Source organism: Cylindrospermum stagnale PCC 7417, from assembly GCF_000317535.1.
GTDB classification, from domain to species: domain Bacteria; phylum Cyanobacteriota; class Cyanobacteriia; order Cyanobacteriales; family Nostocaceae; genus Cylindrospermum; species Cylindrospermum stagnale.
The window spans coordinates 5,990,275-6,014,277 of record NC_019757.1 but is presented as its reverse complement, the minus strand read 5'-3'; the positions used below and the strand labels follow the sequence as shown (position 1 = coordinate 6,014,277).

Below are 24,003 nucleotides of genomic sequence, written 5' to 3'. Positions count from 1 at the left end.
TAGTGATTATGAGTTGGAAGATAATCTTAATTAATTAATCTTACCTCTAAACACCAGAAAAATTACATGAAAAAAAATAGGAATTATTGTATCAATAAACCTATCTTTTATTTATTAAATTTTTAAAATAATCACACTCGTCGTATTTTTAGAATTAAAATTTATAACTACCTATTTTTCAATCAATTCTAATTTAACTGTATTTTCACCATAATTAGCAACTAAAATAAATAACTTCAACCATCGAGAACCCAGTAAAATTTCCTGTATTTCATCTCCAGCAAATACAGAAACTTCCCACTCTTGACCATCTATTATTACCCTACCACTATAAACATCAAATTCAGTTTCACCTTGAGCAGTTCTTAATTTATTCTGCCGTAAAAAAGGCCAATCAAGGCTTTGTACATCTTGTTTATTCATAGCTAAATATTCAGTAAATCCTGTATCTAACATTGTTTCTACAGGAAAACTGAAATTATCTCCACCAGTTAAATCAATTTCAAAATAAATTTGACCTTTATCTCCAAATCTTCCTTCAATCATATTCTGCCACTAACTCCTGTTTCATTAATGCCAAAAATATGATGAATCACATGAGGATACTTTTCTCTTGCCATTTTACTTGCTACTTCTTGATCCTGATCAATAAAATAATCACCGCTATCAGGTTCAATCGCAATGTACCAACCATAGTATTTATCTAGTATTTCTGGTTTTAACCGCTCAAAAATTACCCAGCAACGCTCATAAAATGCCTGTCTTCTAGCTCTATCTTGAGCTTTTTGTTCTTCTGTCCATTGAATTTCAGGAAATATTCTCCCACGTCTGACAATTCTTTCTGATGGAGTTTGTGTCATATTTTTTGACCTCAATAAAATTATTCTCAACAGCTTAATCTAAAATTTAAAACTTCTTTAATTATAGCATTATTATTTTCAGGAATAGGTGCATCCTTACCCTTAGTGTCAATATCCCTTACCCAGCTTTAACTCATACCTACAGCATTAGCAAAGTCTCTTTGACTCATTTTTTTAGCTGTTCTCATTTGTTTAACCAAGCTACCAGTTATTTCCTTGATAACAGGTATATCCCTAACTGTTACTTTACCATTACTTACTCCCGAAGTTTCAGCTACACCAGAATTATTTATGACAACACCAAGCTGATTAGGACTAATGTAAAAACTCTCCCAAACTCTTCTTCCTCTGTGTCTCTGTGGTTCGTTATAAAATTCGTGCATCTGAAGGAAGAATTAGTATGAAAAACTTCAGCAATTAACCGTTATTGATTAATTTTAGTGAAACTATAATTACCCCAATTACCCCTCAAAATATCAAAAGTTTTTGATTCTACTTTCACTTCTACCCCAAATAATATTATCCAGTGAGTACCAGACCCTGAATATCAAGCAACTTCTGAAACTACAGTACCCACGAAATTTTCATTAATACCCCTCTTCTGTCACTTTCCGAAAACAAAGACTAAAGGCAAGCTTTAAAACCCTTACTGGGGATGGGTTTGTGTCTTTATTTTCTAATATGATAGATATCATCATGGCTTTAGACTAAAACTCTTGTATGGCAAGGGTTACATCGTTTCATTTAGGGAAAGTGACAAAAGAGGGGTATGTAGCTCTCCGGTTGCTACAGACGCAGTGAAAACTACTAAGCTGGTAAATAGCACGTTGGAACTCTAGCGGAAATAAGCGATCGCGATCGCCTCCGGCGGGGCGAAGCCCATCGCTAATCTCGGCGATGCAACCGAACTCATTGGCTAACTACCTGTAATTACATTATGTTTGATGCACTATCTGACCGTTTAGAAGCCGCCTGGAAAAAACTGCGGGGACAGGACAAAATCTCTCAATCCAACATCCAAGACGCTTTGCGGGAAGTGCGCCGCGCCTTGTTGGAAGCAGATGTCAATCTCCAGGTAGTCAAAGATTTTATTACCCAAGTCGAAGCGAAAGCACAAGGAGCCGAGGTCATCTCTGGTGTGCGACCTGACCAGCAATTCATCAAAATCGTTTACGATGAACTGGTGCAGGTGATGGGTGAAGAAAATGTTCCCCTGGCAGAAACAGAGGGACAAACCACCGTTGTGCTAATGGCTGGATTACAAGGTACTGGTAAAACCACAGCCAGCGCTAAATTAGCTTTACATTTACGCAAATTAAATCGTAGCTGCTTATTAGTGGCAACAGACGTATATCGCCCCGCAGCTATCGATCAGCTAATCACACTCGGTAAGCAAATTGACGTACCAGTATTTGAATTGGGTAGCGATGCTGACCCAGTTGAAATTGCCCGCCAAGGTGTTGAGCGTGCCAGGGCAGAAGGTGTAAATACCGTAATTATTGATACCGCCGGACGTCTGCAAATTGACGAAGACATGATGGCGGAATTAGCCCGGATCAAAGCCACAGTCCAACCCGATGAAACCCTGTTAGTGGTGGACTCGATGACTGGTCAAGAGGCGGCAAATCTCACCCGCACCTTCCATGATCAAATTGGCATTACTGGGGCGATTCTCACCAAGCTAGATGGTGATAGTCGTGGTGGTGCGGCGCTGTCAGTCCGCCAGATTTCCGGCGCACCAATTAAGTTTGTGGGTGTGGGTGAAAAAGTCGAAGCACTGCAACCGTTTTATCCCGACCGGATGGCGTCGCGAATTCTCGGTATGGGGGATGTCCTCACCCTGGTAGAAAAAGCCCAGGAAGAAATTGATTTAGCAGATGCTGAACAAATGCAGGAGAAAATCCTGTCAGCGAAGTTTGACTTTACTGACTTTCTCAAGCAAATGCGGCTGTTGAAAAATATGGGTTCCCTCGGTGGGATCATGAAAATGATTCCGGGGATGGGTAAACTTTCTGATGACCAACTCAAACAGGGAGAAACCCAGCTAAAACGCTGCGAAGCGATGATTAATTCCATGACGAAGCAGGAAAGGCGTGATCCTGATTTGCTCTCCAGTTCTCCTAGTCGGCGGCGGCGGATTGCGAATGGCGCTGGTTATAGAGAGTCGGATGTGAGTAAACTGGTGGCAGATTTCCAAAAAATGCGATCGCTCATGCAGCAAATGGGTAAGGGTAACTTTCCCGGTATGCCAGGAATGTTCGGCGGTGGCATGGATAACGCCTTCGCCGGCGGTAATCGTCCCCCAGCCCCCGGATGGCGCGGTTACAACACCGGCGCCGCCACGAAAAAGAAAAAGAAAGAGAAAAAGAAAAAAGGCTTCGGGAATCTTTAGTCATTAGTCATTGTTCTTTTAAGAAGGAAAAATCACCAAGGACTAATAGCAGTTAACCCTAGGCAAGTGCTAAAATTAGCATTCCAGCACCGGAAGTGATGAACAGAGCCAACCCCAGCCCGCTCACTTCCTCATCAAGTCAAAAACTAAGACCTACCAACAGGAGAACGATTTCTCAACATGATCAAACTGCGCCTGAAGCGATTCGGTAAAAAGCGGGAAGCAAGTTACCGCATTATCGCTATTAACAACCTCGCTCGCCGAGATGGTCGCCCCCTAGAAGAATTGGGATACTACAACCCCAGAACCGATGAAGTGCGATTGGATGTCCCCGGCATCGTCAAGCGACTACAACAAGGCGCTCAACCCACTGACACCGTCCGTCGCATCCTAGTAAAAGCCAATGTTTTTGAACAGGTCAGTGCAACAACAGCCGCATCATAACGTCGAAACAAAATCTCTAGCAGCTAGCCCAAACTACGTTGGGCTAGTAAAGTTCCTGATGGAGCCGTTTTTAGAATCCCCGGATTCTTTAAGCGTCGATTGTGAAATTTCTCAAACCCTCAAACGGGCTTGGATTCGCATCGCCTTTGACAGCGCAGACAAAGGAAAAGTGTTTGGTCGGGGGGGACGCAATATTCAGGCGATTCGCACCGTAATTGCCGCAGCAGCTGAAGTTGCTGGACAAACAGTATACCTGGACATCTACGGCAGCACTTCCCAAGGTCGGGAAGGGATGTTTTATGATGAAGAGCAGGAAGAGCGAATACCGCCACCAAAATCGAGAGAAAGAAGTGGAAACGGAACCGCACCACCCAGACCTATTGCTAAACCCCGCGCCCGCCAGGTTTAACAACTGCTGCCAGAATCCCTATGCCGTCTACGTCAGTGGCGGCGATGGGGTGAATGGTGGAATCTGTAAAAAAGCACCAATCTCAGTAGTGAAATACAGAAACCTGCCTAAATATTGAGGGTTTATTTTTATTGCTGCCCAACTTGCAAGCCTCTAAACACCCACGCGAGACTTGTTAAGTTTAATGAAGAGTGGGGATAAGAAATAAAAAGTTTTTCTCGCCAACTATTATTTATTGTTCCATTTCAGGTTTGAAACCTATCCACAGTAGAGGCGCAATTATTAGCGTCTCTACGCTCCCCCCAGAAATATTAGCAAATTAAAAATAAAAAAATTAGGGAAATTTTGCCTACTCCTTTTTGAATCAAAGTATATTTACTTACTAAATAAAAGACCGCCAGAATTAAAGCAAAGTTTTATTTATGCGAGTTAGTTTCCCCAGAATATTCCAGTTTAGAATAGTATAAATTAGTACAAGAAATTTTCTCTAAAAAATTGCCTTTTCGCAGTTGCTGGGAAAATATCACCAGAGTCAAAAATTGCTCCACAGGAATTAAGAAATAATATGGCAGGTGCCTACACAATTCAGCTGCCTGATATTCCCAGTGCGATCGCTCTAGCGGGATATGGGGAAGAAAATCTCAAAATCCTATCTCGGCAAACAGGAGCCGGCTTAGTGCTGCGCGGACAAGAATTACTGATTTCTGGCAGCGAACAGCAAATTGACTTGGCAGCGCGATTAGTGCGATCGCTCGAAAACATCTGGAGCAAAGGCAATAACCTTACCAATGCTGATATTTTAACAGCCCGTCAGGCTCTAGATAGCGATCGCCAAGGTGAACTGCAAGATTTACAGCGAGATATCCTCGCCAAAACACGGCGAGGCGAAGAAATTCGCGCCAAAACCTTCGTTCAGAAAAAATACATCGATGCCATCCGCAAACGCGATCTCACCTTTGGCATTGGCCCCGCTGGTACTGGCAAGACTTATCTCGCCGTTGTCGTCGCCGTTCAAGCAATCCTCACCAATAAGTTTGAAAAGCTGATTCTAACCCGTCCTGCCGTCGAAGCCGGTGAAAAACTCGGATTTTTGCCCGGAGACTTACAGCAGAAAGTTGATCCCTATCTCCGTCCACTTTATGACGCCATCAATGAATTTATCGATCCAGAAAAGATTCCCAATTTAATCGAACGTGGCGTCATTGAAGTTGCACCACTCGCCTATATGCGGGGACGTACCCTGAACAACGCCTTTATCATTGTTGATGAAGCTCAAAATACCACACCCGCTCAAATGAAAATGGTTTTGACTCGTTTGGGTTTTGGTTCCCGCATGGTAATCACTGGTGACATCACACAAACCGATTTGCCAATTCACCAACAATCAGGCTTAATAGTGGCGTTACAAATTCTCAAACACGTTGAAGGCATTGCCTTTTGCGAATTTACTCAAAAAGATGTCGTCCGTCATCCTCTAGTTCAGCGCATTGTCGCTGCTTACGAACAGTACGAAAAATAGTAAATTGGTAATTGGTAATTGGTAATTGGTAATTGGTAATTGGTAATTGGTGGAAAACTAGCAATTGACACAGGACAACTAAGGATGAGTACTACTTTGAAAGAATTTTTAGAAGCTTGTGAAACCTTGGGAACATTGCGCCTAATTGTGACTAGCAGTGCCGCAGTCTTAGAAGCGCGAGGCAAAATAGAAAAGCTATTTTATGCAGAGTTACCCAAAGGTAAATACGCCAATATGCACACCGAAGGCTTTGAATTTCACTTAAATATGGACAAAATAACACAGGTGAAATTTGAAACAGGCGAAGCAAAAAGAGGTAACTTTACAACTTATGCCATCCGGTTTTTAGATGAAAAACAAGAACCTGCTTTAAGCCTATTTTTGCAATGGGGTAAACCAGGAGAATATGAACTAGGACAGGTAGAAGCTTGGCAGGCTTTACGAGCGAAATATGGCGAACTTTGGCAACCTTTAAAAGAATAGGTAATGGGTAATGGGCAATATAGTAATCCGGTTTGATTCCTGTATCCCTCACGGGAGGTGTAGCCATAATTATTTGCGTAGGCAGACAAGAGGCTCACGACGAAACCAATTACCCATTACCAATTACCAATTACCCATTACCAATTACCAGTTTTTAATCCAAAATTTAAAATTATTATGTTTACTATTAAGGTAATTTGGAGTTTTTGCTTGACGGTGTTATTCCTGCTCTTGAGTGGGGAAGCTCAAGCCGGAGAATTAGCTGAAAGATTAGCAAACTTTCCCCAGTGGGAAAAATTAACTTCAGTACAACCTGCTGTCGGAGATTTGGCTTATCCTGAATGGATGGCAGGTGATTGGCGAGTTACAAGTACATTGGTGGATTTGGCTGCACCTCTAGCACCAGATATCGTCACACCTGGGTTTGAAGGAAATCGCCGCCAATTAAATCAGCCTGTGAGTTTCTTAGTCAGATTTGCCAAAGTACAACAGCCTAGTTCTGGCTTTAAAAACATCCCCAAGCTAGATAACAAAAAACTAATTTTAGTAGCTGATAGAGCATTTAATAGCTTGAATTTGGTACGGGCTTATTTAGGCGATAAAGCTGTGTTATCAGTCAAAGTAGATCCAGATTCGCCTAATCGTCAAATTACATTTTTGCGTGGTGAGCGCCAGCTTGTTTCTATCGTCACCGCACGCGCTACAGAGACAACACTAGATAGTAAGTTTATCACTACGGAATTATTTCAACAACTATTTAAAGGTGGTGCAAATCCCTATTTAAATTCTGTAGAATCTACCACCGCCTACCACCAGCTTTCTACATCCAACCCGGCAATTGAAGCAGATCAAGTAACTGCCGTATACCTTTCTCCTCAAGATCCAGATTATTTTACCGCAGCATCTCGACCAGTTGCTCTTTATCGCTATCGCCTCGAATTCTTCCCCTCATAACTGCCAATTATTCCCCAAGAGTGATTTAAATATTTAGCTATTAAATACATTTGTAGTAGTGTATGCGGAATATATAAATTCCTAGCTAACGCAAGTGCTCTGGGAAATTGTCCATCATGGCAAAATTTCGAGATATTATCAATTACTTCCGTCCCTACTGGGGGCTGAGTATTTTCAGTATTACAACAGCCAGTATTTACGAAATTATAGACTTGGTTGTACCTTATGCAACCGGACAGATTTTAAATATTTTGTCTCTTCAACCTATAGACAAGCCAATTCAACAGGCAATCACTGCTATCTCCCATAGTAGCAATTATCCAGTTAATCAACTTCTTTCTTTGGGCGTATTACTGGGATTAATTTTCTTGGCTACTGTATTTAGAGCGCCAACTGAGCCTTGGTTAACTAATTGGTTTCATTGGGATATAGCTTTAAAAGCGCGACGGATTCAAGCACAAAAAGCTTTAGAAAAAATTCTCACACTACCACTAGAATTTTATGATGAAAATAACCCTGGACGGATTGCTGGGAGAGTCGCTAGAGGTATTTATAACCACACTTGGGGTTATCCAGAAATTGCCGGACAGTTGATTCCTAAACTCTTTCGAGTGGTAGCCATTTTTGTGATTATCTACTTTATTGATTGGCGAATTGCGACTTTAATACTAATTTCCTTTATAGCTATCCTTGGCTTTACAGTAAAAAAATTGCGCCGCCTGATTTGGCATGATAATCGCATAGATAAATATATGGAAGATACAGAAAGCCGTTCTTCTGAGATTGTCACCAATATCAAAACAGTCAAAGCATTTGCGACGGAAGCTCAAGAACTAAACCGACAAAATCAACGCCTAAACCGTGAGCTAATCTTAGTCAATTATCGCATTCATAAAGGTTATGTGATACTTGCCACTTATCAACGCACTATGGTGCAGTTTTGTGTATTTGTGGTACTAGGTTTGACTTTAGTAGAGACATTGAAAGGGAAAATTTCTCTTGGTCATTTTGTGATGACTTTAACTCTTTCTAGTATGGCTTATGCTGAATTACAACCTATCAGCCACCTTGCAGAATCTTTTGCCCGTCGCTATTCGTCTATGATGCGCTTCCATGAATTACTACAAGAACCAATTGGAGTTGGTTCCGATACACTTTTATCTGAAGAATACCAAACAAGATCACCCTATCAATTTACTGGAAAGGTAGAGTTTTCTCACGTCAGCTTTGCCTATGAAGCTAACCATCAAGTTTTGCAAGATATCAACTTGTTGATTGAGCCATATCAAACCTTAGCCTTAGTTGGCAAGTCTGGTTCTGGTAAGTCTACTTTAGTGAAGATGCTGTTGCGCTATTTTGAACCCCAAACAGGTCAAATTTTGATTGATGGTCAAGATATTCGCACCTTGGATGCGGGTAAGTATAGACGGAGATTAGCGATCGTTCACCAAGAAGTAGACATTTTTAACGGCACTATTTTGGATAACCTCACCTATGGTAAGCCAAAAGCCAGTTTCGAGCAGGTTCAGGAAGCTTGTAGGATTGCTAGAGTCGATGAAGTGGTGCAGCACCTACCTCAGGGTTATTACACCGTTGTGGGAGAACGCGGCGTCAGGCTGTCGGGAGGACAAAGACAGCGCTTAGGTATTGCTAGGGCGTTGCTAGTGGAACCTGATGTGTTGATTTTTGACGAAGCTACTTCTAGTCTAGATTACGAGTCTGAGCGTTCAATTCAATTGGCAATGCGCGAGCTTCAAGGAACTCGCACCACAATTATTATCGCCCATCGCCTGAGTACAGTTCGGGAAGCCGATAAGATTGTAGTTCTCAATCAAGGAAAGGTTGTCGAAGTCGGTAGCCACGCTGAACTTTTGCACCAAGGGGGCATTTATCGCCGCTTGCACTCCCTGCAAGAAACCGGAGAACTGCTGAGTTAGGCGGTTGATGACCAGGTTAACCAATATTTTTTCTCAACCCCTTGCTATTTCTAAAAACTAGCGCTATTATGGGAAAACAGTGACACAAATGGGTCGGTGTCCGAGTGGTTAATGGAGACGGACTGTAAATCCGTTGGTTTACGCCTACGCTGGTTCAAATCCAGCCCGGCCCACCACTTCTAGAGATATGAGTTATCATGGCTGAGTGTAAAGTTCACAGCCATGTAACTCATAGCTAAAAACAAAAAAATCCTTTTTTGCCCGTGTGGCTCAGTGGTAGAGCACACCCTTGGTAAGGGTGAGGTCACGAGTTCAATCCTCGTCACGGGCTTATTTTATTATGGAAAAAATCAACGATAAATCAAGGTTTCCAGCCTGTGTAAGGGAGTCAGAAGTTAAAAAACTAAGTCCCTTACTAGCCTTTTGGCTATGATTTGACTATTGTTTGGCTATGATTTGACTATTGTTTGGCTATGATTTGGCTATGATTCGTTAGAAAACATTATATTCATATCCAAAATCCAGACATGAATACAACACAGAAAGCCACCAAAGGGTCAGTAGGCGTTGAAACTTTTCAAGATAGGTTACTATAATTAGACCTCCTTAATGACTTTTGAAAGTCTAATTCAGCTTGTTTCTTTAACCTAGCATCATCAGCAGGAGTTAGTAGATATTGATATTTTTCAGGTATGTTATTTACAGCATTTTGGAATTGAACCACACTAGGAAATTTATCTCGACATCCCATAAGGACTTGATACCACTGTAATTCTTTAACCGGGTTCACTATCTTCTTACCGATGTCATTGTTAAAACTTACTAACTCAATCAATTTACTAATAATTAACCACTCAGGTTGGATTTCGTTAAATAATACATATTTCTCAGCATTAGCTACCCAAAAAGGAATAACTGTATCTACTAATAGCTCGTGGTGAAATGCGTATTTACCAAATATTAACTTATTTGGTAGTAGAATCTGAGCAAGTTGAATCTTTAATGTACCTGGTTTCGCTGATATTGTACCAACAATCTGTTTTTCATATATTAGTTCTGTCTCACCTAAATCATTCTTGTGTTTTTCACTGTAATGATAGGAAATATTAAATAGTAAGGATTTAGATTCCATTTCCATTGTATAAACAATTGGAGTTTCAAGTTTATTACCACCCATGACAGTAAAACTCACAACAAAATCAGAATTACCTTTAATATCATTCAATGGTTCTATCCAATTATTCAAAATAATTATCTTAATAACAAGATGACAGATATTATCTACATCTTGTGTTGTAATATCTTGTTTAAATAACCTGTTTTGTTTATCTTCATATAATTTGTAAATGCTGTAATCAAATAAATATTCTAGCAACTTCAAGCTAGACTTAACACACAAATAGTTTATTGCTTCTAACGCTATTTCTTGTTTAATAAAAGTTGATTTATTATTGTTATTTGCTATTGATTCAATATAGGTTGCTGCTATTTTATAGCGATATTTTAGAAAATAATCTGTACAATTAATGATAATATTACTAATTACTTGATTATGATCACGTTTAATTGCATTAATCCAGTTATTAAATTCTAAGTTAGCAATAGGTACATCATTTTCAAAAGAAATTAAACTCAAAAAGTGTTGTTGGAATATCTTTAATCGTTGTCCCCTATCTTTAATAAAACTATTTATTTGTGAACTATTGCTATAAGATGATGCTCTCAATTCACATTCTTCTACTTGTTGAGGATCTGTACCTGAGAAGTGAGCAAAATGAGGTTTTCTAATACTACCTTTTTTTAAATGAACTGGTTCACCACAAACAGCACACCGTAATCCATGATTGTCATAAGATGAATAATCACAATTGTGAGCATCAATAATTTCGCCACCCAAGTACATTGCTATTGCGATATACATATCTATTTGATGTAGTTGCTTATTGATTGATTATTTATTCAAACGAGAAAATTATTTGAACTAGAAAAATTTATCCTAATGAATATTTTTTAAATTGTCAAATCATTCTATGGGTTAAGTTGATGAAAGAAAGCCAATATCTAAACTATTCCTCAACCTTCCCATAAGCCTTTTTCACCCAATATCCCCTCGGTGGCTTTGCTACCCCATAAGTTTTACACCACTTCTCAACAGCTTTGTCAGATACACCAAAATCTCTAGCGATTTGCGCTGTGGGTTTTTCCCAAACCAGTTTTTCCAGTTCTTCCTTCGATGGCCTTTCTACTTTTCTAGTGTGAATTCTAGAGTCTGGATTCACCTTCCTAGTTGTTAAATCAACTCCAAACTCCTTATAACTTCGCTTTGGTGCTTCTTCTGTAAAGTCTGTAAAATCTTCCCACCAGTAAAAAGGTGTAGGTGAATTAGGTAGTTGAGTATTGATGCAGCAACCACCAAATTTAATCGCTGGATATACAACTTTATCTATATCAGGTAGGTAAACAGCATAAAAGTCAAAATTTTCGGCTTTGTACTTTTTGCGATGGATACCGTTTTTATCCACCCAAATAGTTTTATGTACTACTATGTTGTCACCTGCATATTTAGCTTGGATTTTGTAGAATCTATTATCTTTGTAAGCAACAAAATCAAAAGGTAAATGTTCACAAACAATCGGTGTGAGAATCAAGTACCCTTTAAATGTCAGGTCAGCTATTGCTTTTGTTGCCGCAATATCGCCTTTATTTTTAGTGTGGTGTAGCAAGATGAACCCTCAATCAATTTAAGCAACATACCATAGTTCCGTGCTTGAGGGTTCGTATTTATTGTAAACGGGCGCAGCAGGGTTCGAACCTGCGACCATCCGCTTAGAAGGCGGATGCTCTATCCACTGAGCTATGCGCCCAAGGTAAAATGCCGACTCTCAAAAAAAAGAGCCATCTAAAAGATTATATCTATTCTTGTTCGTAATCGGCAAGATCAAATGGCAAACTTCACAATTGCAAGGCAAAAATCCATGTATGCCAGCGAGTGGATGTACACTAAAAACGACGCAGATGGGGTATTGGTTAGATATTATTGTGATGTCAAGGGTTTATTTGCCTATTAGAGTCGGTGTCGTCTAAGTGGCTTATCCTAGTGAAGTATCTGGTAACTACCAGATTCGTTTCTACAGCAAGCTAAGTAATTACACTCTTGGCGATGCTGGCAAATGCCATTATATATCCCTTATCAAGAAAGCCCCTGTGAGGAGTTATTTGCTAGTGCCATGTTTATTCTCAAACGGCAGGATGTTGAAATATCAAGTATTCAGCACCCATCACGGGATCAGCAGGTGCCGATCCTCCATTACCAGGGGCAGACCTTTCGCCTGATTAGCGTCTTCAAAGCTAGTCAAGAGGTGGAAGCTAGATCCTTGTGGAGAGAACTAACTGATAATCGGGGTAAAGCCTGTGTCTTGCTGGAAGAACCGGAGCGCTATAGCGTCTGGGGAAAAATCCGCTTAGAACAGCTAGGTAATGACACAGGTAGCCATAGCAAGACAGAGATTTTGACTCTAGCTAGTATATTGGTGCTGCAAGCTGTCTATATGGAGATTGAAGATTTTTTAGGTACGAAGCAAGCATCTTTATTTCAGAAAGATGTGGGGGATGTCTTACAGCAGAAGCAATTTCCCCAAGTATCTTCCCTAGAGGTAGTTAAATATTTGTTAACTACCGAACCGTCGCAAATAGCCAAGCTTCCGCGTTGGCAAGAAACTCATGTGATTATCCTTTTGCAAGAACTGCACCGAATTGGAAAGTCATATTTTGGCAATGTCAACTTCGCCAAGGAATTGACCGAGAAGTTACAGGATTTGCCAGAACCAGAGCGATCGCTATTTATCGATTGGCTAAATCAATCTCCACTGAGTAAACTTTGGCAGTAGCATGGAAATTGTTTGATCACAAACCGTCCATTGGCACTTGATTTTGGTGTTGGATTGTGTATTGCTTGGTAGATAAACTGCTGGATATACAATTACTGACGCCAAAAAAACTGCCAGAGTGCATTTACTTAGTTAAGTCCTATGAGTAACTCTTACGACAATTCGCTCCGTTCTAAGTCCGTTTTCAACACTCAAAACCTCATATTGGCTGGCCTTGGCTGGGCTGTAATGGCGCTGTTATACTTTTTGTTGTTTAGCGCCAAAATTCCCACTGGACAAAATGGAGAAGAAACCCGTGCTGAGTGGTATGTGTTTGGGACAAATATTTTTGAAGCTGTAGCATATCTGGGTGCGGGTGTCTTATGCTTGAGGAACTGGCGGAGTCCCCAAATTGTCAGCAATCGCAATGTATGGCTCTCAATTGGCTTGGGTATGATTGCCTATTTTATAGGGGGGATAATTTTCGGCTATACGGAAATAATTTTAAAAGAAGAACCGGATGTGTCTCCAGCCGATATTTTTTTTGTATTGACTTATCTGCTCCTTGGCACAGGCATGATTTTGGCTGTGGTTTCCAGGCGAATTAATCTGGAAAAATGGCAATGGTTGATTGTGGCAGCTATTGGAGTATTAGGGAGTTCTTTAGCTTGGTGGATTTCTCAGAAACAGACAACATCCTTAGAGCCGCTACCGGCGGCATTGAATTGGTTTTATGTAGTTAGCGATGTAGTTTTGTTAATGGTTGCCACCACTCTACTGCTCGCTTTTTGGGGAGGAAGAGTTTCCCTGTCTTGGCGAATGATTGCAGCCGCAGCATTTTCGCTCTACATTGCAGATATGTGGTTGAAATACGCCCAGGGACCCACTTATCAAAGTGGGGAGATCCTAGAAGTATTTTGGGTGTTTAGTGGAGTGTTAATTGGCATGGGCGCTGTCTTAGAATACGACGCATCATTGAACCGAAAACGGCGTACCAGTGGACGAAAACGAACTTAGCAAAGAATTTTGGTGTCTACCGTGAGAAAATTAACAGACTCTGACAAGCAAGAAATTCTCAAGTTATATCGAGAGACCGCTGAAACAACCTCAACTTTAGCGGAGCGCTATGGTGTCAGTAACTCAACAATCAGTCGTCTGCTCAAAAGTACCCTACCAGAGGATGAGTACGAATACCTCGTTTCTCTAAAACGTGCCGCTAGAACCCCTGAAGGCAGAGCACAGGTAAGCTATGAGCAGTTACCGCTATTGAGTCAGCCACTGCTAGAAACAGCACTACCGAGCAGCGACAGCCACCGCTTGGAGTTGTCACCAGTGGCAGCCCAGGAGCCAGCGATAGAGGAGGAAACCAATCCAGATGTCCTGGAGTCTCTCCCAGCTATTAGACGGGTGAAAACGCGTTCCTCAGCAGTGGAAAAACCCAGGCTGCCGATACTAAAGGATTTAGAAATTGTCAAGCCAAAGCCGCCGGAAATCATCAGCGTTCCCAGCCCAATACTAGAGGATGAACGTTTAGAATCGACGGCGATTGCCCAAATTTTGGGCGAAGACTTGCTAGACGAGTCTGAGGAATTGGACGATTTGGACGATGATGATTTTGAGGACGAGGAAGACTTCGACGACGATGACCTAGAGGAGGCAAAACCCCTAGTCGCCAGACGTAAGCCAGGTGAAGCGCCTGTTCAAGTCTTGCCGTTGTCGATCGCGCATTTGCCGAAAACTTGTTATTTGGTGATTGACCGCGCCTCGGAATTAATTACCCGACCACTTAAGGATTTTGGTGATTTGGGGCAAATTCCCAGCATTGAAACCCAGCAAAGAACTTTACCGGTATTTGATAACCACCGAGTGGCGAAGCGTTTCTCTACTAAGCGCGATCGCGTAATTAAAGTTCCCGATAGTAAAATGCTGCACAAGGCTCGTACTCATCTGCAAGCCAAAGGCATCACGCGACTATTGATTGATGGTCAGGTCTACTCCCTGTCTCTGGTTTAGCTAAAACGAGTATGGGAATTGGTAATTCTCCAATTCCCCATTCTCCATTAGTTGTAAACAGCCGCTGCAAAACGAGTTGCCAAATTAATAATCTCTTGTTGGCGGGCAATTTGGTTAATCCATTCTGGGGGAATATTTTCTACGCCGTAATAAATTCCTGCTAAACCACCAGTAACGGCAGCGGTTGTGTCTGTATCGCCGCCTAAATTGACAGCTTTTAGCACAGCTTCGGCGTAGTCAGAAGTATTTAACAAGCACCAGAGGGATGCTTCCAAGGTATGAATCACATAACCGCCCGAATTAATCTCTTCAACTGGTAATTGGGCAATTTCACCACTGAATACTTTGTCAAAATGGGGCTTTTCTAAGAGATATTCTCTGTGAGAATAAATTGCTTGGATATCTTGTAAGCCTTGTAAATAAGCTGCTTGGGGGTCAGCCCCTTTTAGTAGCGCCACGGCAATACTAATATAAATACCGCAGGCCATTTGCGATCGCCGATGGGCATGGGTAATCGCCGAAACATCATGCACCCGCGCGATCAATTCGCGGAAAGTTAAGGTTTTGTGACAATAAGCCATTGGTAAAATTCGCATCAAAGAACCATTACCATTGCTTTTTTCACTCGTACCACCTGCTTTCAGGGCTGGAGTTCCCCGTTCCCAATTGGCAATGGCGAGGGATGTTGTATGACCAATGTCAAAGACTTTGCCATCAGCTGTCCAATAACTTTCTTTGTACCAGCGCCAGAAGGAATTGGCTATAACTTCCACAGAAAATCCGTCACAAAGAGATGCTGCTAAACAAAACGTCAGTGAACTGTCATCTGACCAAGTTCCCGGTGGTTGATTCCAAGTTCCATAACCCAGCATGGATGTGACTGGAGATTTAACTCGTTCAGCGCGGCTGGTGAACTCCACAGGCACACCCAAGGCGTCAGCGACACATACACCCATCAAACCAGACAATGCTTTGCTAGCGGTCAGCATTATTTAATAGCATGAAACTTTTCTACAACAGATTTTATTGGCAAAAAGCAGCACTAACTGTAAACAGCCGCTGCAAAACGAGTTGCCAAATTAATAATGTCCTGTTTGCGAGCAAGTTGGTTAATCCATTCTGGGGGAATATTTTCCACACCGTAATAAATCCCTGCTAACCCACCAGTAACCGCAGCGGTAGTATCAGCATCTCCGCCTAAGTTGACAGCTTTGAGTACTGCTTCGACGTAAGATGAGCTATTTAACAAGCACCAGAGGGATGCTTCCAAGGTATCAATCACATAACCACCCGAATTAATCTCTTCCACTGGCAATTGAGCAATTTTCCCACTAAAGATTCTGCCAAAATGAGGCTTTTCTAAGAGATATTCACGAATTGAATAAATTGTTTGAATATCTTGCAAGCCTTGTAAATAAGCTGTTTGCAGGTCAGCCCCTTCTAGTAACGCCACGGCAATACTGATATAAATGCCACAGGACATTTGCGATCGCACATGGGCATGGGTAATCGCCGAAACATCATGCACCCGCGCCATCAATTCGCTAAAAGTTACGGTTCTGTGACAATAAGCCATTGGCAAAATTCGCATCAAAGAACCATTACCGTTACTGTTTTCCACCTTGCCCCCTGCCTGATGGGGGAGAATTCCTTGTTTCAGGCGCATAATTGCTTCATGGGTATTTTGTCCGATATCAAAGAGATCACCACGAGGAGTCCAGTAAGCTGCCTTGTACCAGCGCCAGAACGAATTGGCGATCGCATCCAACGAATACCCTCTACAAAGACTTTCTGCCAAGCAAAACGTCAGCGAACTGTCATCTGACCAAGTTCCTGGTGGTTGATTCCAAGTGCCATAACCCAGCATCGTTGTCACTGGAGATTTAACTCGATCAGCGCGGCTAGTAAACTCCACTGGCACACCCAACGCATCACCGACACATAAACCCATCAAACCAGACAATGTTTTTGCAGCGGTTAGCATTATTCAATCTCCATGAAAAATCCCAAAATTTAACTTTATAGATTTCCTTGAGAGCTTGTTGCCATAGCTGCTACAGCCTAAGGAATTAAAAATTAAAAATTAAAAATTCAAAATTTAAAATTCCGACTAACTTTTAATTTTCAGTTTTGTGCCAGTTAAAAAAGTGGCTAATTTTGCTGGAAATGCCGGATAATCAACTGTGTAAACGTAAATATAACGGCTGATTCCTAAATTTGATGGCTCACACCCTCATAACTAGCGTGCATCAATAGCAACAGGAGTTGCATCAAATCTAAGAATTATCTGGAACATTTGGATTCAGTTTTCGACCTGTAATATAACAGCAATACTTCCACAATTTGGGCAAAATTATGAAACGCGTGATCAAGTCTTTTTTGACAATTTCTGCACTATCTTCCTTATTAGTTAGTCCTTTAGTTCTATCAGCGGGTCAAGCTGCTGCTGAAACACAAAAAGGTACTGACGCCAGTTACATGGGTGCTGGTATTGCCGCAGGCGTTACCAATGGCGGAGTAAACAATGATGCTGCTACCTTTGGCGGAAATCTCACAGGTCGGGTGAAATTGGGAAATGCACCAGTTTCTGTACGCGGTAACGTCCTCTGGAGTGATCAGACAAGTGCGATCATCCCAGAACTTTCCTTAGACGTGCCGATCGCTAATAGAACTAACGCCTTTATCACTGGTGGTTATTCTTTTGTAGAAAAAGATGGCAAACCAACTCCCTTGGGTAACAGAGACGCTGTAGTGGTAGGTGCTGGTGTCGAATCAGAAGTTGCTAATAACTTCCTCGTCTACACCAACGCCAAAGTCGGACTTCGTGCCTACCAAAATAGCCCCGCTTCTGCTATCAGCATCAATGGTGGTATTGGCTATCGCTTCAAATAAAGTTGAAAAAAATCAGTGATGGCAGTCCAGGAGTACAAGACTAGTTGAGCTAGTCTTGTATGCTTTTTAGGGCTAACCTCAACCTTGGACTCAATGTCTACGGCTGATATTTATAGATCAGTATGCTGGTTTTGTTAAGTGTTGCATCACTGACAAAGTCGGCTTTTGCCGTGTTAAGATAAAAATATTCTTCATAATTCCGACCGGATTTTTGGGGTTCAAACAGCCGAAAAGATGCCGCAAAGATTGTGGCTTCGGCTTTAAGTCATGCTTTATTGAAAAAATATATCAAGTGTAATGGTTAAATCTGCTCCTTCCCCCCTTGCCAGCCGTAAGCCTTCCAAAGTAGAAGGAATCAAGGAAAATAGTAATTTTTTACGTGAACCTGTAGCTACCGAAATCCTTGAGGATACGACTCATTTTAGCGAAGATGCGATCCAACTCCTGAAGTTTCACGGGTCTTACCAACAGGATAACCGAGACAACCGTGTAAAAGGACAAGAGAAAGATTACCAGTTTATGCTGCGGACAAAAAATCCGGGTGGTTTTGTGCCGCCGCAGCTATATCTGGCCTTAGATAAGCTAGCTGACGAATATGGCAACCATACCTTGCGAGCCACTACCCGTCAAGGGTTTCAGGTACACGGAATTTTAAAGAAGAATCTGAAAACGGCGATCGCTACCATCTTTAAAAACTTGGGTTCGACTTTGGGTGCTTGCGGCGATGTCAACCGCAATGTGATGGCGCCACCAGTCCCCTTGAAAAATCGTCCAGACTACCAATATGCCTGGGAGTATGCCCAGAATATCGCTGACTTGCTGTCACCACAAACGGGCGCTTATTACGAAATTTGGTTAGATGGGGAAAAGGCAATTAGTGCTGAAGAACACCCAGACGTGAAGGCGGCGCGGCAACGCAACGGTACTGGCACTATTATCCATGACACCGAAGAACCAATTTATGGCACTCACTATATGCCCCGCAAATTTAAAATTTGCGTCACAGTGCCTGGAGATAATTCGGTTGATTTATATTCCCAAGACCTGACTTTGGTGGTAATTACCAATAAGAAGGGTGAACTGCAAGGATTTAATATCTTTGCTGGTGGCGGTTTAGGACGGACACACGGTAAAGAAGAAACCTTTGCCAGAATCGCCGATCCGATTTGCTTTGTAGCGAAAGCTGATGTTTACGATTTAGTGAAGGCGGTTGTTGCCACTCAGAGAGATTATGGCGATCGCACCGACCGGCGTCACGCCAGATTAAAATATTTAATCAATGATTGGGGTGTCGATAAGTTCCGCGCCCAAGTAGAAGAATATTTTGGAAAACCAGTCGAACCTTTTAAAACTCTGCCCAAGTTTAAATATCAAGACTTTTTGGGTTGGGAAGAACAAGGCGATGGCAATTTGTTTTTAGGCATTTCCATCGATAATGGTCGGGTGAAGGACGAAGGTTCGTTTCAACTAAAAACAGCCTTGCGAGAAATTGTCGAGCAATTTAACTTACCCATCCGCCTCACACCCAACCAAAACCTGATTTTTTGCGACATCGCCCCAGATAACAAGCAAGCAATTCAAGAAATTCTTGACATTCGCGGCGTTGTTGCTGACCCTGGTAAAATTGAACCCTTAACCAGGTTTGCAATGGCCTGCCCGGCTTTGCCCACTTGCGGCTTGGCAATCACCGAATCAGAACGGGCAATACCAGGTATTTTGGAGCGAATTCGCGCCCTGTTAGATAAATTAGGTTTACAAAAGCAGCATTTTGTGGTAAGGATGACGGGTTGTCCTAATGGCTGCGCTCGTCCCTACATGGCAGAATTGGGTTTTGTGGGTAGTGCGCCAGAATCTTACCAAGTTTGGCTAGGGGGTTCGCCAGATCAGACAAGGTTGGCAAAAGCTTACACAGAAAAGCTGCACCACGATGAGATAGAAAGCTTTTTAGAGCCGATTTTTGTCTTCTTTAAAAAGACGCGTCAATCTAGAGAAGGCTTTGGTGATTTTTGCGATCGCGTCGGCTTTGAAGCCATCCGGGAATTTACCAGCACCTACGAACCCCCAACCCCCAACGGTTCAAAATCACGCCATCGGGTAAGTTTGCGGGAAGATGTATATTTGCAAATCAAGGAAGCAGCAGAAAAACAAGATCGTCCCATGACTGAGTTGGTACATGAGGCGTTAGATAAATACTTCCAAGGTCTGTAGTATTTAATAATCTAATTTTCAGCCTGTCTATCAAACCAAACTTTTCATAAAACTCTCCTATTGATAGGGGAGTTTTTGTTGAGTGTGCTGCTGGCAATTAGTTTGAGTTAGTCGCCAGCCATGAAAAAAGCGATCGCCTTTCCCCCAGGATAAGCGATCGCTTTTTCATGCCTTCTCATCTTCTGGAGGCACATAAAACTAGTCCTGACAATCGTTTCAGGCTATATTGCCAGGTGAGTCCTTTTTACACAGGACTTACGCAGAATCAAGAAGAAACGAACCGCAAAGGACGCAAAGGAATAAGAGTTTCAGAGAGTTCTTGCGTAAGTTCTGTTACAGAATGTGAGCTAGTGCTAGCAACAAGGAAGCTATCGCAGCACTAACTCTCAATATTGGCTCCCAAAACTTGCACAACCTCCGAAACTTCCAAAGTAAATGTTTTTGGCGCTTGTTAAACATAGAAAATTTTCTCCTTTCTACAATAAATTGGTTATTCTTAAGCAAATTAAATTCATGGGATTTACAAGGCAAAAAAATTTATCTTAATACGTTATGACAGTAAAATCATTTATATCAAGATTAATTTTTAGCCATGCAATAATGGTCTTATCAATTAATAATGATAAGATGCAGATTCTAGGCGCAAAATATTAAAATTTGCGTCCATTCTGCTGGAGACTTAGAGTTATTTCCAATTACATACAGCACTTTTCTTGTTGCATTACCACACCTAAATATCCAAAAGTTTTACGGGGCATGGGTTATAGGATTTAATTTTGTACCTGACTGTTGAGCAAAGTGCTGTAAATAATGAATAAGATGATAATACGCCTTCCTCGTCGTAACGCACAAGTAGATCTCGGAAAAATTTAAGGTAATTTCTCAAGTTTTTCTGTTCGGTAATTAAACTATTTTTTAAAAGTTAGAAACTTTCCCCAAAACCATTGTCGGTAAAAGCTTTTAGCTAAAAAATATTATTTATTTATATAAAAGATATTCTTTTATATTAACTTTGTAACTTGGCGTTATGACAGTTCGATAAATTTATACAGTAAATTACGCTAAGGCTAGAAAGTATATGGAAGCAATACAAGTTGTCATTCAACGCAAGCGTGAGATATCAGAAGGGTAAGGAGTTCAATCCTTCTACTAGGTCTTGGGATGTATTTAATGAATTTAAGGAGTTGATGGTTAACAGCGCTTGGGAAATTTTAGGTGGGGAAGAGGATACAGTCATTTAATCGCGTACATCACAAGTTTAGATTTTATAAAATCCGATATCTACTCGGCTTTTTGTGTTTATAATTTATGATTATTTTGCAGATTATGATATCTTTAATACAAGATTGAATGCCTCTAAATGAATGTCTGAAACACGCTCATTCAGCAAGACTTACCCAAGTTGTACAAGCAACAATAATGAATTAGACCTAGTTTATTGAATGTTGTTAAGGTAATGTAAACATTGACAAAAAACTACAATCTAATGTCTCAACTTCAAAGAATCGCGATCGCACCCCATCAACTCCAAAAAGCCCAAATTTTGTTGACACCACAGCAATTACACTATCTGGGGCGGGTATTACGCTTGCAAGAAGGCGATCGCTTTATTGCAATGGATGGGATCGGTAAATGGTGGTTGGCGCAGTTAGTTGGGGCACAAGGGCAGGTTTTAGAATCGCTCACCGTAGAGACCGAATTACCTATATCAATTACGCTGATAATGGCGTTACCCAAAGGTAATGGATTTGATGACGTGGTACGGTGTTGTACAGAGTTGGGAGTAACTTGTATTGCCCCGGTATTGAGCGATCGCACATTGCTACATCCCAGTCCCCAAAAACTCGAACGCTGGCGGCGCATTGCAGCAGAAGCCGCCGAACAATCAGAGCGAGCTTTTGTACCGACAATTTTAGAACCTGTAGCTTTTAGCGCCGTTGTCAGCGCTGGTGTGGGGACTCACCATTATATTTGTGAGGCCCGTGGTGAATATCCGCATTTAAGCAAAGTGATAGATATTGTTGCTAGGGAAATTGCGATCGCTATTGGCCCAGAGGGGGGATGGACAGAGAAAGAAATCGAAAATGCGATCGCCGCTGGATTTCAACCAGTATCTCTTGGAAGGCGCATCCTCCGAGCAGTGACAGCACCAGTAGTAGCTATATCCTTAGTAGCAGCAGCTTGTGAAGTATAATTGGCACTACCTCGATTTTTTATGATTGAGCAAGTTGCTGCCGCCTTTGAAAACAAAGACTATAAAACCGCTGCCAAATTACTCAAACAGCTGTTAACCGAATCGCCAGAAAATCCTTGGGTGCAATTTTATCTTGCAAGACTGCATGAAGTTTCCGGAAAACGCCAAGAAGCGGAAAACCTTTATCGGCAACTGCTGCGTGGTACAAACATTAACAAAATAGTCATGCAAGCACGTCTTGGTTTGCAACGACTGCAAGAAATTCAGCTAGAAGAAAGACAAAGAGCCATTACCCAAGCAACTGCTGAACCCAGTAATACTGAATTAGGCTTACTAATCTTAGAACCACTGAGCAACGAAGCCAAAACCCTAGCTGTGCAAAAATTTGCCCAAATTATGCAGCTAGACTCCTACACCGCCAGGCTAGTTCTCCCAAGTCGCGGCTGGAGATTGTACCGCATTGGACAAGTCGGAGAACTCAAATTTTATGGTACACAGCTACAGCAGGCGGGTATTCCCTGCTTCTGGGTGACAATAGCTCAAATTCAGCAAATTCAAGTATTTCAAGTCAAATATTTCCCAGAACTTGCCCAAAAACCCACTGTTGTTTGCAGCAATCAAGAAAATCAACTTGGTTCTCTTACCTTTGACTGGTCAGAAGTCACAGCAAAAGTTATGGGACTATTGCCGATTTTTGAGGAAGTTGTTGATGTTAACTTCCGCCGGCAACTAGAACGCAAAACCAAAACCCAAGACTATGCCCAATTTTGTGATTTACACCTACCTGGCAGAAATTGCATTTTGCGACTTTATGACAGCAGCTATGAATTCCAGCGAGGTGTAGAAATCGCACCCCAAGCTAGCCAAAATACCATCAGAATTAATTGGAATAGCTTACTGAAACAAGTTGAGCAGCAAATACCTCAAGTCAAGGAATGGTCAAATTTCACGTCTTTTGCAGAGACAGTATTAGATCAAACAGATACGCTGCATAAAATCCCATCTCACATTCACCTGTTTCGTCGGGAACAAAGCAATTGGGACTCAGCTTTTCATTTATATAGTGGACTCGTATTTGCTAAAAGTGCGTTAAACAGTAATGGGGCAGAGGAATGATTACCAATCAGGATTTAAAGATTTAAGGATGAGCCAGATTAATCTAAATCATCCTCAAATCAATCATGTTCATCCTTTAATCTGAGAATTTTGATTTCAATTACCAAACTTAGCCAGGAGTTTTCACCTGACTTGCCATATCCAGGTAAGCATTCATATTTGCCCCTGGACGCCGACGACCATTTGAGCTAACTACCGAAGGATCAAGATATTTGGGCGCAAAGGTAGTTTCAGTTGGTGCCTTTGTAGTCTTAGTTGCTGCTGGTGCTGGCGCTGGGGCTGGTTCTGCTTTTGCCGCCTTGCCACTTTTTGATGGTTTAGCTTTGGTGGCTTTTGCCGCAGTTGGTGCGGGGGTTTGGGCGACTACAGATTGAACCGGCGCAGCTGCTGCGACTGGTTTGGCAACTTTGGCACCATTCGATGCTGCTGGGGAAGGTTTGGGAACAGAGGTAGCTTCGTCCAGTTCCAAGTAGTAGCCGTTGCTTTTCTTCTTTTTAGGTAATAGCCCAGTAATAAAACCCAGAATACCGGCGATTAATTTTTTGATAAAACCCATTACAATTTCTCCTGCGTTTTATATCTAGATCTTGACCGTAATTGTTAAAAATTACGGCTAATTGTTACATTTTTTGCTTTGCGCCACCCCGTTTAGGTGACAACCCTTATAGGTTTGTGCTTATCAACTATTTAGTAACACTACAGAGCAAGTGTTCTTA

At 41.7% G+C, this 24,003-nt stretch carries 22 protein-coding genes and 3 tRNA genes; 16 read left to right on the top strand and 9 right to left on the bottom strand.

What is annotated here, in order from left to right:
- Nucleotides 1–171: 171 nt before the first annotated feature.
- From CYLST_RS25290 to CYLST_RS36125, 3 genes are all read right to left on the bottom strand, one after another.
- Nucleotides 172–546 (bottom strand): aspartyl protease, encoded by a 375-nt coding sequence (locus tag CYLST_RS25290; RefSeq protein ID WP_015210584.1) that lies wholly within the window; start codon nt 544–546, stop codon nt 172–174.
- A complete protein-coding gene (locus CYLST_RS25285) occupies nt 543–860 on the bottom strand; it encodes a hypothetical protein (RefSeq protein WP_015210583.1) in 318 nt (105 codons plus the stop codon). Before CYLST_RS25285 ends, CYLST_RS25290 begins: the two co-directional genes overlap by 4 nt.
- 128 nt (nt 861–988) lie before the next feature.
- Nucleotides 989–1,243 (bottom strand): helix-turn-helix domain-containing protein, encoded by a 255-nt coding sequence (locus CYLST_RS36125; protein ID WP_015210582.1) that lies wholly within the window; start codon nt 1,241–1,243, stop codon nt 989–991.
- A gap of 554 nt (nt 1,244–1,797) precedes the next feature.
- Between CYLST_RS36125 and ffh the strand changes: the two genes are divergently transcribed.
- From ffh to CYLST_RS25235, 9 genes are all read left to right on the top strand, one after another.
- Complete coding sequence (gene ffh / locus CYLST_RS25275) at nt 1,798–3,252, top strand: signal recognition particle protein (RefSeq protein ID WP_015210581.1); 1,455 nt, start codon at nt 1,798–1,800, stop codon at nt 3,250–3,252.
- A 180-nt stretch (nt 3,253–3,432) separates the two neighbouring features.
- Nucleotides 3,433–3,696 (top strand): 30S ribosomal protein S16, encoded by a 264-nt coding sequence (gene rpsP / locus CYLST_RS25270; protein WP_015210580.1) that lies wholly within the window; start codon nt 3,433–3,435, stop codon nt 3,694–3,696.
- Nucleotides 3,656–4,105 (top strand): KH domain-containing protein, encoded by a 450-nt coding sequence (locus CYLST_RS25265; protein ID WP_015210579.1) that lies wholly within the window; start codon nt 3,656–3,658, stop codon nt 4,103–4,105. Before rpsP ends, CYLST_RS25265 begins: the two co-directional genes overlap by 41 nt.
- A gap of 565 nt (nt 4,106–4,670) precedes the next feature.
- Nucleotides 4,671–5,624, top strand: coding sequence for a PhoH family protein (locus CYLST_RS25260; RefSeq protein WP_015210578.1), 954 nt, complete (start codon nt 4,671–4,673; stop codon nt 5,622–5,624).
- An 84-nt stretch (nt 5,625–5,708) separates the two neighbouring features.
- Nucleotides 5,709–6,107 (top strand): ChuX/HutX family heme-like substrate-binding protein, encoded by a 399-nt coding sequence (locus CYLST_RS25255; RefSeq protein ID WP_015210577.1) that lies wholly within the window; start codon nt 5,709–5,711, stop codon nt 6,105–6,107.
- A gap of 177 nt (nt 6,108–6,284) precedes the next feature.
- Complete coding sequence (locus CYLST_RS25250; protein WP_015210576.1) at nt 6,285–7,061, top strand: DUF6816 family protein; 777 nt, start codon at nt 6,285–6,287, stop codon at nt 7,059–7,061.
- Nucleotides 7,062–7,177: 116 nt separating this feature from the next.
- Complete coding sequence (locus CYLST_RS25245; protein ID WP_015210575.1) at nt 7,178–8,998, top strand: ABC transporter ATP-binding protein; 1,821 nt, start codon at nt 7,178–7,180, stop codon at nt 8,996–8,998.
- A gap of 90 nt (nt 8,999–9,088) precedes the next feature.
- Nucleotides 9,089–9,174, top strand: a tRNA-Tyr gene (locus CYLST_RS25240).
- A gap of 83 nt (nt 9,175–9,257) precedes the next feature.
- Nucleotides 9,258–9,329: transfer RNA gene (locus CYLST_RS25235), tRNA-Thr, on the top strand.
- Nucleotides 9,330–9,575: 246 nt separating this feature from the next.
- Here CYLST_RS25235 and CYLST_RS34835 read toward each other — a convergent pair.
- From CYLST_RS34835 to CYLST_RS25220, 3 genes are all read right to left on the bottom strand, one after another.
- Entirely contained in the window at nt 9,576–10,919 is a 1,344-nt protein-coding gene (locus CYLST_RS34835) for a competence protein CoiA family protein (protein WP_015210574.1), read from the bottom strand.
- A gap of 145 nt (nt 10,920–11,064) precedes the next feature.
- Complete coding sequence (locus tag CYLST_RS25225) at nt 11,065–11,721, bottom strand: group I intron-associated PD-(D/E)XK endonuclease (protein WP_015210573.1); 657 nt, start codon at nt 11,719–11,721, stop codon at nt 11,065–11,067.
- Between the two features lie 68 nt (nt 11,722–11,789).
- A tRNA-Arg gene (locus CYLST_RS25220) sits at nt 11,790–11,862 on the bottom strand.
- A gap of 363 nt (nt 11,863–12,225) precedes the next feature.
- Here CYLST_RS25220 and CYLST_RS25215 point away from each other — a divergent pair.
- The 3 genes from CYLST_RS25215 to CYLST_RS25205 all read left to right on the top strand — a co-directional run bounded on the left by CYLST_RS25215 (nt 12,226) and on the right by CYLST_RS25205 (nt 14,877).
- Nucleotides 12,226–12,885 carry an Npun_F0813 family protein gene (locus CYLST_RS25215; RefSeq protein ID WP_041233892.1) on the top strand — a complete coding sequence of 220 codons (660 nt, stop codon included), beginning with the start codon at nt 12,226–12,228 and terminating at the stop codon, nt 12,883–12,885.
- Between the two features lie 141 nt (nt 12,886–13,026).
- Nucleotides 13,027–13,881 carry a hypothetical protein gene (locus CYLST_RS25210; RefSeq protein WP_015210571.1) on the top strand — a complete coding sequence of 285 codons (855 nt, stop codon included), beginning with the start codon at nt 13,027–13,029 and terminating at the stop codon, nt 13,879–13,881.
- 21 nt (nt 13,882–13,902) lie between these two features.
- Entirely contained in the window at nt 13,903–14,877 is a 975-nt protein-coding gene (locus tag CYLST_RS25205) for a helix-turn-helix domain-containing protein (RefSeq protein WP_015210570.1), read from the top strand.
- 47 nt (nt 14,878–14,924) lie between these two features.
- On the opposite strand, the gene CYLST_RS25200 is transcribed toward CYLST_RS25205, so the two are convergent.
- Both CYLST_RS25200 and CYLST_RS25195 read right to left on the bottom strand, forming a co-directional pair.
- A complete protein-coding gene (locus CYLST_RS25200) occupies nt 14,925–15,866 on the bottom strand; it encodes an ADP-ribosylglycohydrolase family protein (RefSeq protein WP_015210569.1) in 942 nt (313 codons plus the stop codon).
- Nucleotides 15,867–15,919: 53 nt separating this feature from the next.
- On the bottom strand, nt 15,920–16,861 hold the full coding sequence (locus CYLST_RS25195; RefSeq protein ID WP_015210568.1) for an ADP-ribosylglycohydrolase family protein: 942 nt from the start codon (nt 16,859–16,861) through the stop codon (nt 15,920–15,922).
- A gap of 371 nt (nt 16,862–17,232) precedes the next feature.
- On the opposite strand from CYLST_RS25195, the gene CYLST_RS25190 reads away from it, so the two are divergent.
- The 4 genes from CYLST_RS25190 (at nt 17,233) to CYLST_RS25175 (ending at nt 23,287) form a co-directional block, all read left to right on the top strand.
- Nucleotides 17,233–17,769, top strand: a complete 537-nt coding sequence (locus CYLST_RS25190; RefSeq protein WP_015210567.1) for an outer membrane beta-barrel protein — start codon at nt 17,233–17,235, stop codon at nt 17,767–17,769.
- Between the two features lie 297 nt (nt 17,770–18,066).
- A complete protein-coding gene (sir, locus tag CYLST_RS25185) occupies nt 18,067–19,977 on the top strand; it encodes a sulfite reductase, ferredoxin dependent (protein ID WP_015210566.1) in 1,911 nt (636 codons plus the stop codon).
- Nucleotides 19,978–21,463: 1,486 nt separating this feature from the next.
- Nucleotides 21,464–22,171 carry a 16S rRNA (uracil(1498)-N(3))-methyltransferase gene (locus CYLST_RS25180; protein WP_015210565.1) on the top strand — a complete coding sequence of 236 codons (708 nt, stop codon included), beginning with the start codon at nt 21,464–21,466 and terminating at the stop codon, nt 22,169–22,171.
- A gap of 21 nt (nt 22,172–22,192) precedes the next feature.
- Nucleotides 22,193–23,287, top strand: coding sequence for a tetratricopeptide repeat protein (locus CYLST_RS25175; RefSeq protein ID WP_015210564.1), 1,095 nt, complete (start codon nt 22,193–22,195; stop codon nt 23,285–23,287).
- A 109-nt stretch (nt 23,288–23,396) separates the two neighbouring features.
- Here CYLST_RS25175 and CYLST_RS25170 read toward each other — a convergent pair whose 3' ends face one another.
- A complete protein-coding gene (locus CYLST_RS25170) occupies nt 23,397–23,843 on the bottom strand; it encodes a hypothetical protein (RefSeq protein ID WP_015210563.1) in 447 nt (148 codons plus the stop codon).
- Nucleotides 23,844–24,003: the final 160 nt, after the last annotated feature.

Bases quoted from the DNA above. Each gene is read 5' to 3' on its own strand.
- CYLST_RS25260 (WP_015210578.1), top strand. From the start codon at position 4,671: ATGGCAGGTGCCTACACAATTCAGCTGCCTGATATTCCCAGTGCGATC.
- CYLST_RS25170 (WP_015210563.1), bottom strand. From the start codon at position 23,843: ATGGGTTTTATCAAAAAATTAATCGCCGGTATTCTGGGTTTTATTACT.
- CYLST_RS25285 (WP_015210583.1), bottom strand. From the start codon at position 860: ATGACACAAACTCCATCAGAAAGAATTGTCAGACGTGGGAGAATATTT.
- CYLST_RS25195 (WP_015210568.1), bottom strand. From the start codon at position 16,861: ATGCTAACCGCTGCAAAAACATTGTCTGGTTTGATGGGTTTATGTGTC.
- CYLST_RS25190 (WP_015210567.1), top strand. From the start codon at position 17,233: ATGAAACGCGTGATCAAGTCTTTTTTGACAATTTCTGCACTATCTTCC.
- rpsP (WP_015210580.1), top strand. From the start codon at position 3,433: ATGATCAAACTGCGCCTGAAGCGATTCGGTAAAAAGCGGGAAGCAAGT.
- sir (WP_015210566.1), top strand. From the start codon at position 18,067: ATGGTTAAATCTGCTCCTTCCCCCCTTGCCAGCCGTAAGCCTTCCAAA.
- CYLST_RS25210 (WP_015210571.1), top strand. From the start codon at position 13,027: ATGAGTAACTCTTACGACAATTCGCTCCGTTCTAAGTCCGTTTTCAAC.
- CYLST_RS25290 (WP_015210584.1), bottom strand. From the start codon at position 546: ATGATTGAAGGAAGATTTGGAGATAAAGGTCAAATTTATTTTGAAATT.
- CYLST_RS25255 (WP_015210577.1), top strand. From the start codon at position 5,709: ATGAGTACTACTTTGAAAGAATTTTTAGAAGCTTGTGAAACCTTGGGA.
- CYLST_RS25245 (WP_015210575.1), top strand. From the start codon at position 7,178: ATGGCAAAATTTCGAGATATTATCAATTACTTCCGTCCCTACTGGGGG.
- ffh (WP_015210581.1), top strand. From the start codon at position 1,798: ATGTTTGATGCACTATCTGACCGTTTAGAAGCCGCCTGGAAAAAACTG.
- CYLST_RS25175 (WP_015210564.1), top strand. From the start codon at position 22,193: ATGATTGAGCAAGTTGCTGCCGCCTTTGAAAACAAAGACTATAAAACC.
- CYLST_RS34835 (WP_015210574.1), bottom strand. From the start codon at position 10,919: ATGTATATCGCAATAGCAATGTACTTGGGTGGCGAAATTATTGATGCT.
- CYLST_RS25200 (WP_015210569.1), bottom strand. From the start codon at position 15,866: ATGCTGACCGCTAGCAAAGCATTGTCTGGTTTGATGGGTGTATGTGTC.
- CYLST_RS25215 (WP_041233892.1), top strand. From the start codon at position 12,226: ATGTTTATTCTCAAACGGCAGGATGTTGAAATATCAAGTATTCAGCAC.
- CYLST_RS25180 (WP_015210565.1), top strand. From the start codon at position 21,464: ATGTCTCAACTTCAAAGAATCGCGATCGCACCCCATCAACTCCAAAAA.
- CYLST_RS25265 (WP_015210579.1), top strand. From the start codon at position 3,656: ATGTTTTTGAACAGGTCAGTGCAACAACAGCCGCATCATAACGTCGAA.
- CYLST_RS25250 (WP_015210576.1), top strand. From the start codon at position 6,285: ATGTTTACTATTAAGGTAATTTGGAGTTTTTGCTTGACGGTGTTATTC.
- CYLST_RS36125 (WP_015210582.1), bottom strand. From the start codon at position 1,243: ATGCACGAATTTTATAACGAACCACAGAGACACAGAGGAAGAAGAGTT.